Source organism: Microbacterium testaceum, from assembly GCF_001476655.1.
GTDB classification, from domain to species: Bacteria; Actinomycetota; Actinomycetes; order Actinomycetales; family Microbacteriaceae; genus Microbacterium; species Microbacterium testaceum_C.
In genome coordinates this window covers 26,966-39,291 of record NZ_LDRT01000060.1, presented here as the reverse complement: position 1 = coordinate 39,291, position 12,326 = coordinate 26,966, and the positions used below count along the sequence as shown (strand labels likewise).

Below are 12,326 nucleotides of genomic sequence, written 5' to 3'. Positions count from 1 at the left end.
AATGGTTCGTATTTTTTTGTTGTTTATTACTCTGGGCACCCGCATGAATGACACGCGTAAGATCGTCGGCAGCTTCATATGTGTATAAGGGACGGCCTTTCCGCCGGGAATCCGTCCGTTCTGCAGGAGTTGTGCACGGGCGGGGCGTGGCTCCCGGCGTTCCCGGCCCGGCAGCCCGATCCCGCCGGCGCCCGTCGGACCCGGCCGGCACAACTCCTGCAGAATCCGGCCGCCCCCGCCTCTGCCTCCCGAATCCGTCCGATCTGCAGGAGTCGTGCGGTCGGTCAGCCGAGGACGACCCGCTCCATGCGGCGGAAACTCTCCTCCATCCCGTCGACCATGCCCGTGGCGAGGACGGCGTCGCGGGTGGCGGCATCCGGATACTCGATCAGCAGGGTGACCAGCGTCGCGCCGTCCTCCTCGTAGAGCGAGAGGTCGTTGGTCGTGGTCGGCAGGTCGGTGCCGGTCATGTGCTCGGTCTGCACCATGCGGCGCGGCTCGTCGAGCAGCAGGATCTCTCCGTCGAAGCCGAACGCCTCCCCCTCGGTTCCCGGCTCGGGCTCCCAGGCGATGCGGTAGCGGCCGCCCTCGCGGCGGTCGACCTCGCTCACCGACATGCGCCAGCCGTCGGGACCGAGCATCCAGCGCCGCATGAGCTCGGGGTCGAGGTGCGCGCGCCAGACGAGCTCGCGCGGACCGTCGATGAGCCGCGTGATGCGCACGTGCTGGTCGCTCAGTACCTCGAGCTGCATGCCCTTGCCCTGCGCGAACTCGCGCAGCCCCACGAGCACCGCGTCGAGCTGGTTCATCGCCAGGGTCGAACCTTCGACAGCGCCCATCGCCACGACCTGCTCGAGGGCCTCGGTGGATGCGAAGTGGCTGACGTTGCGCAACCGGGAACCCTCGGGCGTGGCCTCGAACGAGAAGACCATGCGCATCGACGGCATGCCCTCGATCGGGTCGCCGTTCTCGTCGGCGAACGAGTCGACGACCTCGAAGCCCCGCGGCTCATCGATCGCGGTGAACTCCCACGCGCCCCCGGCACGCTGTCCCTGCGGGGAGGTCATGTGGTATCTCGCGTGGCCCCCGACGCGGAAGTCGAAGGCGTCGAACGTCGCCGGCCACCCCGGGGGTCCCCAGAACCGCTCGAGCTGCCGCGGATCGGTGAACACCGCCCACAGGCGCTCGGGTCCGACGGGGAAGTCGGCGACCAGGGTCATGGTGAGCGCTTCGGTGTCGCTCTCGACGGATGCGACGGGCATGACGGACTCCTTCGTCGGTTCAGTTCGGAGGCGGAGGGACGGATGCCGGGACCCCGGCGCCGTCGTGAGGGGGTGTCGCGGGCGAGGGTTCGGCCAGCAGGGCGTCGAGCCGGTCGATCCGGCCGCGCCACAGGTCTTCGTAGGAGCGGAGCAGGTCCTGCGCCCGCGCGAGTGCGGCGGGATCGGCGCGTACCAGCCGCACCCGGCCCTCTGCGCGTTTCGTGATGAGCCGCGCCTCGGCGAGCACGGCGATGTGCTTCGACACCGCCGCGAACGACATCGCGTAGGCCGCCGCGAGCTGCGTCACCGACTGCTCGGCGACGAGCGTGCGTCGCACGATGTCACGCCGCGTCGCGTCGGCGAGCGCGTGGAAGACGCGGTCGATGTCGGCGTCGTCGAGCGGCTGTTGTTTAACCATTTGGTTGCACGTTAGCGCTCTTCGCGCGGGGGCACAACAACGGATTCACCGCACCATCGCGCCCGCCCACGCCGTCACGAGAACAGGCGATGCCACCAGAACAGGGCGGTCCTCCGCACAGTGGCCTGTTGCCGTGGCATCCTCTGTTCTCATCGCGTGGGGGCGCGGCCACGGTCGCCGTCACGCCTGCGGCGGGAGGGAGGCGGCGACGACGCCGCCAGGCTCGCGGACGGGGTCAGCTCGTCGCAGCCACGCGCTCGCGAAGCCACGGGAGACCCGCGTCTCGCAGGTCCGTCAATACATCCGCCGCGAGGAGATCGACATCCTGCCCGCCGAAGAGGCGCCACCACTTGTCGGCACCGTCACCCACGAGCGAGCCGATGCGCTTGGGCATCACAGAGCCGTAACCCAGGGAGGCAGAGGGCTTCACCGGAAAGGAGGAGTCCTCCGCTGCCTGGGCAAGCCATTCGTCCCTCCGGACAACCATGAGGTTCACGGTGAACTGGATCTCACGGCGATCGCTGTACGCGGATTTCTGGAACCCGACGAGCGCCCAGTGGGTGTCCGATCTCACGGAGTAGCGGCCGCCGGACCCGATGAGCCCCTCTGCACGGAGGGCTGGCGAGATCGTGTCCTTGATCATGGCGGCATACAGATCTTGGGCGGGAATCTGTGCGGCTACCGTCGCCTTGCCTCGGGACCGCAGCCTCCACGGCCAGAACGACTCAGAGGTGAGCGGCATGGCTCATTGTCGCATGGGCATACGCGCCCCACACGGCATTCACCAGAAGGTCGACGATGTCGGCCACGCACCCCGTCGTCGGCGGTGGCCTGATCCGCGAGCACGGGGACGTCGCCCCGACGAGCTGACCGTCGTCGGATCCGAGGGCGCCAAACGGCTTCGGACGCAGGGCGCGCCCTCGCTCTCACGTTCCTCGCGCCCGAGGAGGCGCAGGAGGACTCAGCCCTTCAACGCCTCCAACAACGCCCCCACCGGGTGGTCGCTCTCGACGGGGTGGCGCATCGGGAGGTCCTCGACGCACTCGTAGCGATTGCGTCGGCCCTCCTTCTCGCGCTTGAGGTAGCCGGCTTCGACGAGGTCGGCGAGGATGCCGTGCGCCGTGCGCTCGGTGATGCCGACGGCATCCGCGATCTCGCGGACGCGCGCGCCGGGGTCGCGGGCGACGTAGATGAACACGTGGGCGTGGTTCGTCAGGAACGTCCAGGTGTTCATCAGGACAGCATAGTGACCCGCGGTACCGGAATCCAAGAACGTGTTATTGGTTGCCTGTGTTTTGACGCACGTAATTTATTGCATGTATCTTGCTGCGCATGTCATCGCTCGCTCCGCTCCTGACGGCCGCGCTGCTCGCCGCGGTCGTCGCCGCCCTCCTGCCGGATGCCGCGCGCCACCGCACGCCGGGCTCGCTCGCCGTCTGGCCCGGGACCGCTGCGGCGACTCTCGCCACGCTCGGGCTCGCGGGCGCTCTCGCCGAACGCTCCGACGTGGCCGGAGCCGCGCTCGCACTGCTGATCGTCACCCTCACGGTCGTCGTGCAGGTCTACGCGAGCCGCCACCTCCGCGGCGACCCCCGCGCGCGCAGCTTCTTCGCGCTGTCCTCGCTCGCCGCCCTCGGGTCGACGACCGCCATCGCCGCGGACGATGTGGTGCTGCTCGCCGTCGGGTGGACCCTCGCGACTCTCAGCACGATCGCCCTGATCGCCTCGGGAGGCTCGGGCCCGCAGACCCGGGTCGCCGTTCGGCGGAGCGCCGTGGCGCTCCTCGTCGGCGATGCGGCGCTGTGGGCGGCCGCGGTGGTCGCCGCCGCCTCGACCGGATCGATCTCGCTCAGCGCCCTCGGCAGCCTCGAGGGCACGGCCGCGGCCCTCGTCGGCGCCCTCGTCGCCGTGGCGGCGGTCGCCCGGGCGGGGTCGTTCCCGCTGCACGGCTGGCTCCCGGCCACCGCCGCGACAACCACGCCCGTCTCGGCCCTCCTGCACGCGGGGTTCGTGAACGCCGGGGCGCTGCTCCTGCTGCGATTCGCCCCCGTCCCCTCGGCCGCGGGCCCGTGGATCGCGGGGATCGCCGGAGCGATCACGCTGATCGTCGCGACGCTCGCGATGCTCACCCGTGCCGACGTGAAGGGCCGGCTGGTGCACTCCACCGCGGCGCAGATGGGCTTCCTCCTCCTCGCCTGCGCCCTCGGCGCCTACGGACTCGCCTTCGTCCACGTGATCGGCCACGCCCTGTTCAAGGCGAGCCTGTTCCTCGGGGCGGGCTCCGCGGTCGAGCACGCTCTGCGGGAGCGCGCGCGGCCCCGGCTCCGACCCTCGCGGGTCGGCGGCACCGTCGGGGTGGTCCTGACCCTCGCGGCCGCCGCGGTCGCCCTCGTCGCGAGCGACGCGTTCGCGCATCCGACCGCCGCGCTCCTCCTCTTCGCGCTCACGACCGCCGCGGCGGCGGGCGCGCGGATCGGGGCATCCTCGGCGCCCGCCTCCACGCGGGCGGCGCTTCTCCTCAGCCTTGCGATCGCGGTCGTCGGATACGTCGCCGTGGTCTTCCCCGGCGCCGAAGCGCTCGTCCCCGTCACCACCCCGGCCCCGTTGCCGGCGGGCTTCACTGCGGCGGTCTTCCTGATCGCCGCGGCATCCCTCCTCGCGATCCGCTCCACGGGACCGCTCTCGGACCGGGTCTTCGCCTTCGCCCTCGCGTGGGGGCGACCGCCGCTCAGCGTCCCCGCCACCACCCCCTCGGCTCCGGCGTCCGCCGGCGGCCCCCTCGAGTACCGGAGGGTCTCATGACCACCACCGCTCCTCCCTCGCCGGCCACCGTCCGGGGCTGGGTCGCGGCCGCCGGACGCGCGATCGCCCCGCACTTCCCCCTCGAGACCTTCATCGCCCGGAACCCCGTCGCCGGCTACGAAGACCTCGACTGGGAGGACGCCCTCGGCCAGGTCGCCCGCGACCACGGCATCCTGCTCTCCCTCCCCGAGGAGCGCTTCCGCGAGCTGCACGCGCAGGGACGGATCTCCTCCGACGACCTGCTCTCGGCCCTGCACCACACGGTGGCGGACGCGCGCGCGACCACGCTTCTCTGTCTCGGTCGGGTCATGGCCACCGTCGACGACGTCCTGCGGCAGGACCTTCTCGTCTCACCGCCCATGGCCCCCGGCCCTTCGCTTCCGACCCCGGCGAGCATCCTCTCCCCGCGCGTCCACGCGCGCATCGACGACCTCACCGGGCGGTGGCTGACGGCCGCCCTCGGCACGGGCGCGTGGGCGGGACCCGTTCGCCGGGACGGCATGTGGACCGGCTGGCGGCGCCTCGCGGCGGTCGACCCGACGCTGTCGCGGCGGGTGCGCAGCGGCATCCGGAGCACTCCCGCCGACACGGCGAGCGCGATCGCGGTGGCCCTCGAACGCTGGCGGCTCGAGGGCTCGGCGGCCGAGGAGTTCCTGCGGGCGCACGTGCTCGCGCAGCCGGGCTGGGCGGCGCTCGTCCGGCACCTGACCGACGGCTCGCGCGAGATCGACCTCACCTCGCTCGTCGCGATCCGGATCACCCTGGAGCGCCTCCTGCTGCCCGCCGACGCCGCCCTTCCGGCGCCGGTCCCGACCGCGCCGAACGAGGAGGCGCGGATCGGCGCGGTCGCGCTCGCGCTGGGCGCCGACCCCTCCGACCCCACGACCCGCGCGGCCGTGGGGCGCACTCTCGCGCTCGTCACCCCCGCGACACGGCTCGCCGTGTGGCAGGAGGCGTTCGAACGCGGCATCGCACGCCAGCTCGCCCCGCGCCGGGCCCCGGAGTCGCCCGCGGCCGACCGTCCCCTCGCCCAGGCCGTGTTCTGCATCGACACGCGGTCCGAGAGCTTCCGCCGCCACCTCGAGGCCGCGGGACCCGTCGAGACGCTCGGCTTCGCCGGGTTCTTCGCGGTGCCGATCTCTTTCCGCCCCGCGGACGGTTCCGCCGAGATCGCCTCCTGCCCCGTCCTGCTGACGCCGCGGGTCGCGATCACCGAGTCGTCCGTCGAGCGCGATGCCCTCGCGCGGTGGCGGCGTCGCCGCATCGCGGGCGGGGAAAGGGATGCTGCGCTCCACACGGTGAAGGAATCGCCGGTGACGCCCTTCGCTTTCGCCGAGACGGCCGGCTGGGTGATCGGCGCGGCCGCCGCGCTCCGGACGCTCGCCCCGGAAGGGTGGCGGGCACTCGCCGAACGGGTGCGCCCGAAGAAGCCCTCCACGCACCTGGACGCCGATGTCGTCTTCTCTCTCGAGGAACGCGTCCTCTACGCCGAGACAGCGCTGCGGATGATGGGCCTGGTCGACGACTTCGCGCCTCTGGTGCTGGTGTGCGGCCACGGTGCGACGGTGACGAACAACCCCTTCTCCTCGAGCCTGCAGTGCGGAGCGTGCGGGGGGCACGAGGGGGAACCGAACGCCCGCGCCGCGGCGATGATCTTCAACGACCCTGAGACGCGTCGGGCCCTGGCTGCGCGCGGCATCCGCATCCCCGCCGACACGCTGTTCCTCGCGGCGCAGATGGACACCGTCACCGACGAGGTCGCGCTCCTCGAACCGTGGACGGTCCCCGCCACGCACGAGACCGCCGTGCTCGAGCTCGGGCAGTACCTCGAGGCCGCGCGCGCGGCGAACACCGCCGACCGCAGCGCGAGCCTCCCCGGCGGGAGCGACGCGGCCGGGGCGGTGCGCGACACCGAGCGGCGGGCCGCTGACTGGGCGGAGTCGTACGCCGAGTGGGGGCTCGTGGGCAACGCGGCCTTCATCGTGGGACCGCGGACGATCACGGCCGGGCACGACCTCGGACGGCGCGCGTTCCTGCACAGCTACGAGGCCGCAGCCGACCCCGACGGGTCGGCGCTCGAGACGATCCTCACGGCGCCGATGATCGTGGCGCAGTGGATCAATGCCCAGTACGGCGCGTCGACGGTCGCCCCCGACCGGTTCGGCGCGGGCCCCAAGCCCCTGCACAACGTCGTCGGAACCGTCGGCGTGCTCTCGGGTTACGGGGGCGACCTGCGGATCGGTCTGCCCTGGCAGTCCGTCGGAGTCGGCCGGGAGGCTCGGCATGAGCCGGTGCGTCTGCAGGTGTTCGTGCAGGCGCCCCTCGAGCGCGTCAACGACATCGTCGACTCCTCCGAGGTCGTCCGCACCCTCGTCGCCCACCGCTGGATCACCCTCCGCGTGCGCGATGACGACCGCTCGCCCTGGATGCGCTGGGGCCTGTACGGCTGGCAGGTCGACGATCTCGACACGGCCGCGGCCCCCGGCATCCCTGTCCTCCAGCCCGAAACCACCGCGAAGGAGTCCCGCTCATGAGCACGTCCGACCTGACCCCCATGACCAAGATCGAGGTGGTCGTCGCCAGCGACGACGTCGCCGAGGTCTCCGCCCTGATGCAGTCTCTGGGCGCCCGTGGGTACACCGCGATCACCGGCGTCGCCGGAGTGGGACACCACGGTGCGCGCGGCGGTCGCCTTCTGTTCAACGACCACGACGCCCTCACCCTGCTCGTCACGGTCGTGGCCCCCGAGCGGGCGGACGCGATCGTCGCCGGTATCCGTCCCCTGCTCGACCGGACGGCGGGTGTCATGTTCGTCTCGCCCACCGCGGTGAGCCGCGCCGACTACTTCGTGTGATGGGCGCCCCTTCTCCGTTCGACGGCACCACCGTGGCGATCGGCACGGTCCACGGCAAGGAGGCGGCGTTCGCGCCCGCCTTCCGGCGGTGGCTCGGCGCGTGGGTCGCCCCCACGGTGGCGCTCGACACCGACGCCCTCGGCACGTTCACGCGTGACGTGCCGAGGCTGCTCACCCCCGAGGAGGCGGCGACGGCCAAGGCGCGCGGGGCCGCCGCCGAGCTGGGAACGGCGACGGGGCTGGCGACCGAAGCCTCGTACTCCCCCGCCCTGGGCGGATTCGGGCCCATGGTGCACGAGGAGCTCGCCGTGTTCGTCGACCTCGAACGCGACGTCCGCGTGCGCCATGGCATCCGCGAGTACGTGCACGTCGCGCCGCCGCGCGTCGTGCGGACCGAGAGCGAGGCGCGGCGGTATCTCCAGCGCGTGGGCTTCCCCGCGCAGGGCGTCGTCGCGCACACGGACGAGGGCATGAGGAAGGGGATTCAGGATGCCGCGACCGTCCTCGCCCTCCTCTCCCGGGGCCCCGTCGAACTCGAGCCGGACCTGCGCGCGCACATGAACCCGGAACGACGCCGCACGCTACGGCGCCTGTCGTGGCTTCTCGCGGCGCGCCTCACCCGCGTGTGCCCGGGCTGCGCGTGTCCCGGATTCGGGCCGGTCGGTGTCGTGCGCGGCCTGCCGTGCGGCGCGTGCGGGAACGCGACGTCGCAGGTGCGCTTCGACGTCGACGGGTGCCCCCGCTGCCCGGAGCAGCGGAAGCGGCGGCGGCCGGTGGAGGCGGCGGATCCCGCCGCGTGCGACGCGTGCAATCCGTGAGGATGCCGCGAACCCAGGGGGGGCAACGGCCCTCGCCTCTTCTGCGAGGAACGGGCCGTGCCGGGTGGCCGCCCGGACCCGCGGGGCCTCAGCCCGCCGCGAGCGCCTCCACCGCCTCCTCCGGCAGCACGACCCACCCCTCCCGCCGGGCGATGTCGAGAACCTCGGATGCCGGGGGCACGAACGCCCCGAGCGCCCCGGCGCGTGTCGCGAGAGCGGCGATCACAGCGTCGAAGGCATCGGCGTTCGCGACCGCGAGCGGGGCGAAGCCGCCGAGGTCGAGCCACGGTGCGCGCGCGGACAGCGTGTCGAGCAGAACGGCCCGGCGTGCGGCATCCACCCGGTATCCGGTCGTGTCGAAGCCCCAGAGGCGCAGCGATCCGCCGGGGTACACCTCGAACAGGCGCCCCTCGGCCGCCCGGTCGACGGGGAACCCGTCCTCGGCGAGCCGCCCGAGAAGCCCCGCGCACCGGAGCGCGGTGACGCCGAGGCGGTCGGTCGAGACGCTGAGCGGCCAGCGCCCGATGCGCTCGCGCACCACGTGGTCGGTGTGGCGGTACACGAGCGGGCGCCGCCAGTCGGCTCCGCCGTCGACGGACCCGCGGGCGGTGCCGGCGTGGTGGTCACGCAGGAAGTCGACGAACGCGTCGGGCCAGCCCAGCGGGCAGTCGATGCCGAGCCACGTCCCTTCCCCGGAGACGGATGCCACGATCCTCGCGTCATCGACCCCGGTCTCGAGCCGCGCGAGCCGGGCGCCACCGTCGGCCCACACGATCTCGGCGAGGGCGGTGCCGGGCAGCCCGGCGGCCAGGTCGACCCCGATCGTTCTCATCGCCGCAGCCTACGTCCGACGGGGCGGGGGCGGGGCTCCGCCGGGTGACCTCGGGGATGACACGCGGAATACCCCCGTCCGAGAAGCCGTTTGCCGTTTCGTGACCTCGCACGCCGCCGCCCTCGATCGTGCACTCGCCTCGCTCGACATCCGGGCCGAGAACGCGCGCCGGTCGAGCCTCGGCGCGGGCGAACGCCTCTCGGTGCCGCGCGGTGAGGCGACGCTCGTGTTCGTCCGCTCGGGCGAGATCACCGGCGACATCGGCGAGAGCCTCGGCTGCGCGGTCGACGCTCCCTCCGGACAGGCCGCGACCCTGCGCGGGCGCCGGACGCTCCTCGCCGGAGACGCGTTCGTGTCGCTCGGCTGCGCGGGCCTCGTCCTGACGTCGCAATCGGGTGCCGAGGTCACCGTCATCTCGGCGGAGCTGGCACGCACCGCCTGGTCGGGCTCCCTCCCCGGGGTCGTGTTCGTCAGCGACTTCGCACACGTCGAGCCGGCCGCCGCCGCCCTCGCCAGCCACCTCGGCCCGTCCGGCGTCGGGTCGCATGCGGTGCGCTCCGGCGACGGCGTCATCTGCCGCATCATGGTGCGCACGGTCCTGCTGGCGGCGATCCGCGCCTGGGCCACCGACACCGCCGTGTGGCCGCCCCGGGCCGAGGATCCGTTCCTCGACCGCGTCGCCGCTGCCATCGCGGCGGACCCCGGACACGCGTGGACGACCGAGGAGATGGCGGGCCTCGCGGCGATGTCGCGCTCCGTCTTCGCCGAGCGATTCCGCGCGGCGTTCGGTCGGTCGCCCGGCGGCTACGTGACCGACGCGCGCATGCACCGCGCCAAAGAGATGCTCGAGACCGGGGAATCGGTGACCGAGGTATCGCGCGCCCTCGGATACGCCTCGGACGAGGGATTCCGACGCGCCTTCCGCCGGGTGGCGGGCGTCGCACCGTCGGAGTGGCGCGCGACGGCGCGCCCGACGGCGTCCTCCCGACGCTGAGGTCGGCGGCGGCGCCGCGCGATACCTCCGGAGCGGTGGCGGCCCGCCGCCGTTCCCCGATCCGCACGTCGCGGGGCGGGCCCGCGCCCCCGCCCCGCTCAGCGCGAGCGCGGAACCCGCAGCGACACCCCGAACAGCACGGCGCCGATCACGAGGAGCACAGCTCCCACGGCATCCGTGACGACGACACCCACCGCGTCGACGAGCAGACCGCCGACGCCGGCTGCCGCGACGATCGCGAGCTGGAACCCGGTGACCACGAGGCTCCCGCCCGCCTCGAGCCGGTCCGGCATCCGGTGTCCGACCCAGGTGTTCACGATGATCAGCCACGACGCGAACAGGAAGCCCCATAGGAACACCGCCGCGGCCACCGCCGCGAAGCCCGGGAGCGACAGGATCACGACGATCGACGCCGCGATCGCGAGCGGACCGACCACCGCCAGGATGCCGAAGGCCCGGTCGACCACGATCCCGATGACGATGTTTCCGATGAGCCCGCCGGCGCCGAACAGGGTGAGCAGCAGGACGACCGTTCCCGCGTCCACCTCGGGAAGACGCTCCAGCGCCAACCGGACGTAGGTGTAGGCGAGGAAGTGCCCGAGGACGATGAAGACGTGACCGATGAGTCCGAGCGAGGCTCCCGGCCGGCGCAGCGTATCGACGAGGAGTCGGATGCTGGATGCCGCGGCCGCCGGGACCGGGGGGAGCGCGAGGCGCACGGCCACCCCGACGAGAGCGGAGGCCAGCCCGACGATGAGGAACGCCAGGCGCCAGTCGAGGGCCTCGCTCAGCAGGACGCCGAGAGGCACACCGGCCACGGTCGCCAGGGAGAGCCCGGCGGAGGTGAACATGACGGCGCGACCGATGCGATCGGGCGCCGACACGGCCGCGGCGACCGTGATCGACATGGACCAGAACGTCGAGATCGCCGCACCGAGGAGGAAGCGCGCGACGAGGATCGTGACGAGGTGGGGCGCGAGAGCCACCGCCACGCTCGACACCGCGGCCGCCGCTGCGGCGATCACGAGAAGGGTGCGGCGGTTCAGGCGCGGGAAGATCAGGCCGACGGTGGGCGCCATGAGCAACCCGGACAGCGCGGTGACCGTCACCGTCTGGCCGGCCTGGCCGGGGGTGATGCCGAGCCCCGCGGCCATCTCGGTGAGCACGCCGTTGGGCAGGAACTCGGCGGTGACGAGCAGGAAGCTCAACAGCATCAGGACGACGAGACCGCCGTACCTCATGCGGGAGACGGGGGTGACGGGAACGGGGGCGGTCAGGGTCATGTCTCGATGCTCGCAACGGGGAACTGCGCCCGCCCGACCGATCGTCCGCGGCATCCGACCGTTCGTCCGCGACCGCGGGACGCAACCCCGGGCTCGCCGTTCGCCCTCGCCCGGCAGACCTGCGAGGATCACCCCATGGCAGACGACGACCTTCCCGACTCCTTCGAGCCGGGCCTTCGCGTGCCTCCGCGACCGCAGCCGCCCGCGCCGACCGTTCCGAAGGGCGACCTCCGGGCGGCCTCCATCATCGCGATCGCCACCGGCAGCATCGTCATCGCCTGGCACATCTTCCTGGTCTCGGTCAGCGCGATCGCGGACTTCGATCAGTTCGTGTGGATCCAGCTCGGTGTCTGGGCGCTCGCGCTCGTGTCGTTGGTCACCGGCATCTTGAGCCTGAACGCCCGCATGGCGCGCGAACTCGCCGCGGCCGGGTTCATCGCGGGCGTGGCGGCGGCCCTGTTGTCACTGGGAATCGGGTTCTTCAGCGGCGCCGATTTCCTGCCCTGACAGGCGCCCTGCCCCGGGGCGTCAGCCCGCGCACTCCTCGCTGAGCTCGGTCAGAGACCACGCGGTGGCCGTTCGTTCGAGGTGCACCGTTCCGCAGTCGCCGTTGGCGTAGGTCACCTGCAGCATCGCGTCGGCGGCGCTCTCGGACTCGAGCGCGATCGAGACATCCTCGGGCAGGCCCGCCGCGGCGTAGAGAGCCGAGCTCTGCCGGATGAGGGTCGCGCAATCGCCGACCTCGGTGCCGGTCGCGGCGGAATACTCGGCCATCATGCGCTGCTGCAGGGGCTCGGTCAGTGCTCCGCACGCGGCGACGGTGTCAGCGGAGCGCACCGCCGTCCACCAGGTCCGGAAGGCCGCGACGGGTCCGTCCGCGGGCGCCGGGGTGGCGGTGGCGACGGGGCTGCCCGAGGCCGAGGGCGCTGCCTCGGAGACCTCCTCGGGGGCGGAGGAATCGGTGCACCCGGTGAGGATGAGACCGGCGGCGAACAGGGTGACGACCAGTGCGTGGGGGGATCGCATCAGTCCATTGTCACCGAGGTGGGGGTCGGCGTCACGT

13 protein-coding genes are annotated in these 12,326 nt (G+C 72.7%); 6 read left to right on the top strand and 7 right to left on the bottom strand.

Annotated features, from left to right (window positions below; genetic code table 11):
• Positions 1 to 284: 284 nt before the first annotated feature.
• From NS220_RS09955 to NS220_RS09940, 4 genes are all read right to left on the bottom strand, one after another.
• On the bottom strand, positions 285 to 1,262 hold the full coding sequence (locus NS220_RS09955) for an SRPBCC family protein (protein ID WP_058623916.1): 978 nt from the start codon (positions 1,260 to 1,262) through the stop codon (positions 285 to 287).
• Between the two features lie 19 nt (positions 1,263 to 1,281).
• Positions 1,282 to 1,680 carry an ArsR/SmtB family transcription factor gene (locus NS220_RS09950; protein WP_058623915.1) on the bottom strand — a complete coding sequence of 133 codons (399 nt, stop codon included), beginning with the start codon at positions 1,678 to 1,680 and terminating at the stop codon, positions 1,282 to 1,284.
• Between the two features lie 235 nt (positions 1,681 to 1,915).
• Positions 1,916 to 2,422, bottom strand: a complete 507-nt coding sequence (locus tag NS220_RS09945) for a DUF4304 domain-containing protein (protein ID WP_058623914.1) — start codon at positions 2,420 to 2,422, stop codon at positions 1,916 to 1,918.
• A 219-nt stretch (positions 2,423 to 2,641) separates the two neighbouring features.
• Positions 2,642 to 2,914 (bottom strand): helix-turn-helix transcriptional regulator, encoded by a 273-nt coding sequence (locus tag NS220_RS09940; RefSeq protein ID WP_043361129.1) that lies wholly within the window; start codon positions 2,912 to 2,914, stop codon positions 2,642 to 2,644.
• Between the two features lie 98 nt (positions 2,915 to 3,012).
• Here NS220_RS09940 and NS220_RS09935 point away from each other — a divergent pair, with 98 nt between their 5' ends.
• The 4 genes from NS220_RS09935 to NS220_RS09920 are packed head-to-tail and all read left to right on the top strand — an operon-like array spanning position 3,013 to position 8,154.
• Positions 3,013 to 4,482: a proton-conducting transporter transmembrane domain-containing protein gene (locus NS220_RS09935; protein WP_058623913.1), complete on the top strand. Its 1,470-nt coding sequence runs from the start codon at positions 3,013 to 3,015 to the stop codon at positions 4,480 to 4,482.
• Positions 4,479 to 7,016, top strand: a complete 2,538-nt coding sequence (locus NS220_RS09930) for a DUF2309 domain-containing protein (RefSeq protein ID WP_058623912.1) — start codon at positions 4,479 to 4,481, stop codon at positions 7,014 to 7,016. Before NS220_RS09935 ends, NS220_RS09930 begins: the two co-directional genes overlap by 4 nt.
• Positions 7,013 to 7,336, top strand: a complete 324-nt coding sequence (locus NS220_RS09925) for a P-II family nitrogen regulator (protein ID WP_058623911.1) — start codon at positions 7,013 to 7,015, stop codon at positions 7,334 to 7,336. The genes NS220_RS09930 and NS220_RS09925 overlap by 4 nt, the downstream gene beginning before the upstream one ends.
• Positions 7,336 to 8,154: a DUF6671 family protein gene (locus NS220_RS09920; RefSeq protein WP_058623910.1), complete on the top strand. Its 819-nt coding sequence runs from the start codon at positions 7,336 to 7,338 to the stop codon at positions 8,152 to 8,154. Before NS220_RS09925 ends, NS220_RS09920 begins: the two co-directional genes overlap by 1 nt.
• Before the next feature lie 88 nt (positions 8,155 to 8,242).
• Here NS220_RS09920 and NS220_RS09915 read toward each other — a convergent pair whose 3' ends face one another.
• The gene (locus NS220_RS09915; protein ID WP_058623909.1) at positions 8,243 to 8,986 is read right to left on the bottom strand and encodes a DUF429 domain-containing protein; all 744 of its coding nucleotides are present in this window, start codon (positions 8,984 to 8,986) and stop codon (positions 8,243 to 8,245) included.
• 100 nt (positions 8,987 to 9,086) lie between these two features.
• Here NS220_RS09915 and NS220_RS09910 point away from each other — a divergent pair, with 100 nt between their 5' ends.
• Positions 9,087 to 9,980, top strand: coding sequence for a helix-turn-helix domain-containing protein (locus NS220_RS09910; RefSeq protein ID WP_058623908.1), 894 nt, complete (start codon positions 9,087 to 9,089; stop codon positions 9,978 to 9,980).
• 98 nt (positions 9,981 to 10,078) lie between these two features.
• On the opposite strand, the gene NS220_RS09905 is transcribed toward NS220_RS09910, so the two are convergent.
• Entirely contained in the window at positions 10,079 to 11,263 is a 1,185-nt protein-coding gene (locus tag NS220_RS09905; RefSeq protein WP_058623907.1) for an MFS transporter, read from the bottom strand.
• A gap of 135 nt (positions 11,264 to 11,398) precedes the next feature.
• On the opposite strand from NS220_RS09905, the gene NS220_RS09900 reads away from it, so the two are divergent.
• Complete coding sequence (locus tag NS220_RS09900) at positions 11,399 to 11,770, top strand: hypothetical protein (protein WP_058623906.1); 372 nt, start codon at positions 11,399 to 11,401, stop codon at positions 11,768 to 11,770.
• Between the two features lie 21 nt (positions 11,771 to 11,791).
• On the opposite strand, the gene NS220_RS09895 is transcribed toward NS220_RS09900, so the two are convergent.
• Positions 11,792 to 12,289 (bottom strand): hypothetical protein, encoded by a 498-nt coding sequence (locus NS220_RS09895; RefSeq protein WP_058623905.1) that lies wholly within the window; start codon positions 12,287 to 12,289, stop codon positions 11,792 to 11,794.
• Positions 12,290 to 12,326 lie beyond the last annotated feature (37 nt).

Coding starts and splice junctions, on each gene's coding strand:
- NS220_RS09940 (WP_043361129.1), bottom strand. CDS start 2,914: ATGAACACCTGGACGTTCCTGACGAACCACGCCCACGTGTTCATCTAC.
- NS220_RS09950 (WP_058623915.1), bottom strand. CDS start 1,680: ATGGTTAAACAACAGCCGCTCGACGACGCCGACATCGACCGCGTCTTC.
- NS220_RS09955 (WP_058623916.1), bottom strand. CDS start 1,262: ATGCCCGTCGCATCCGTCGAGAGCGACACCGAAGCGCTCACCATGACC.
- NS220_RS09945 (WP_058623914.1), bottom strand. CDS start 2,422: ATGCCGCTCACCTCTGAGTCGTTCTGGCCGTGGAGGCTGCGGTCCCGA.
- NS220_RS09895 (WP_058623905.1), bottom strand. CDS start 12,289: ATGCGATCCCCCCACGCACTGGTCGTCACCCTGTTCGCCGCCGGTCTC.
- NS220_RS09915 (WP_058623909.1), bottom strand. CDS start 8,986: ATGAGAACGATCGGGGTCGACCTGGCCGCCGGGCTGCCCGGCACCGCC.
- NS220_RS09900 (WP_058623906.1), top strand. CDS start 11,399: ATGGCAGACGACGACCTTCCCGACTCCTTCGAGCCGGGCCTTCGCGTG.
- NS220_RS09920 (WP_058623910.1), top strand. CDS start 7,336: ATGGGCGCCCCTTCTCCGTTCGACGGCACCACCGTGGCGATCGGCACG.
- NS220_RS09930 (WP_058623912.1), top strand. CDS start 4,479: ATGACCACCACCGCTCCTCCCTCGCCGGCCACCGTCCGGGGCTGGGTC.
- NS220_RS09925 (WP_058623911.1), top strand. CDS start 7,013: ATGAGCACGTCCGACCTGACCCCCATGACCAAGATCGAGGTGGTCGTC.
- NS220_RS09905 (WP_058623907.1), bottom strand. CDS start 11,263: ATGACCCTGACCGCCCCCGTTCCCGTCACCCCCGTCTCCCGCATGAGG.
- NS220_RS09935 (WP_058623913.1), top strand. CDS start 3,013: ATGTCATCGCTCGCTCCGCTCCTGACGGCCGCGCTGCTCGCCGCGGTC.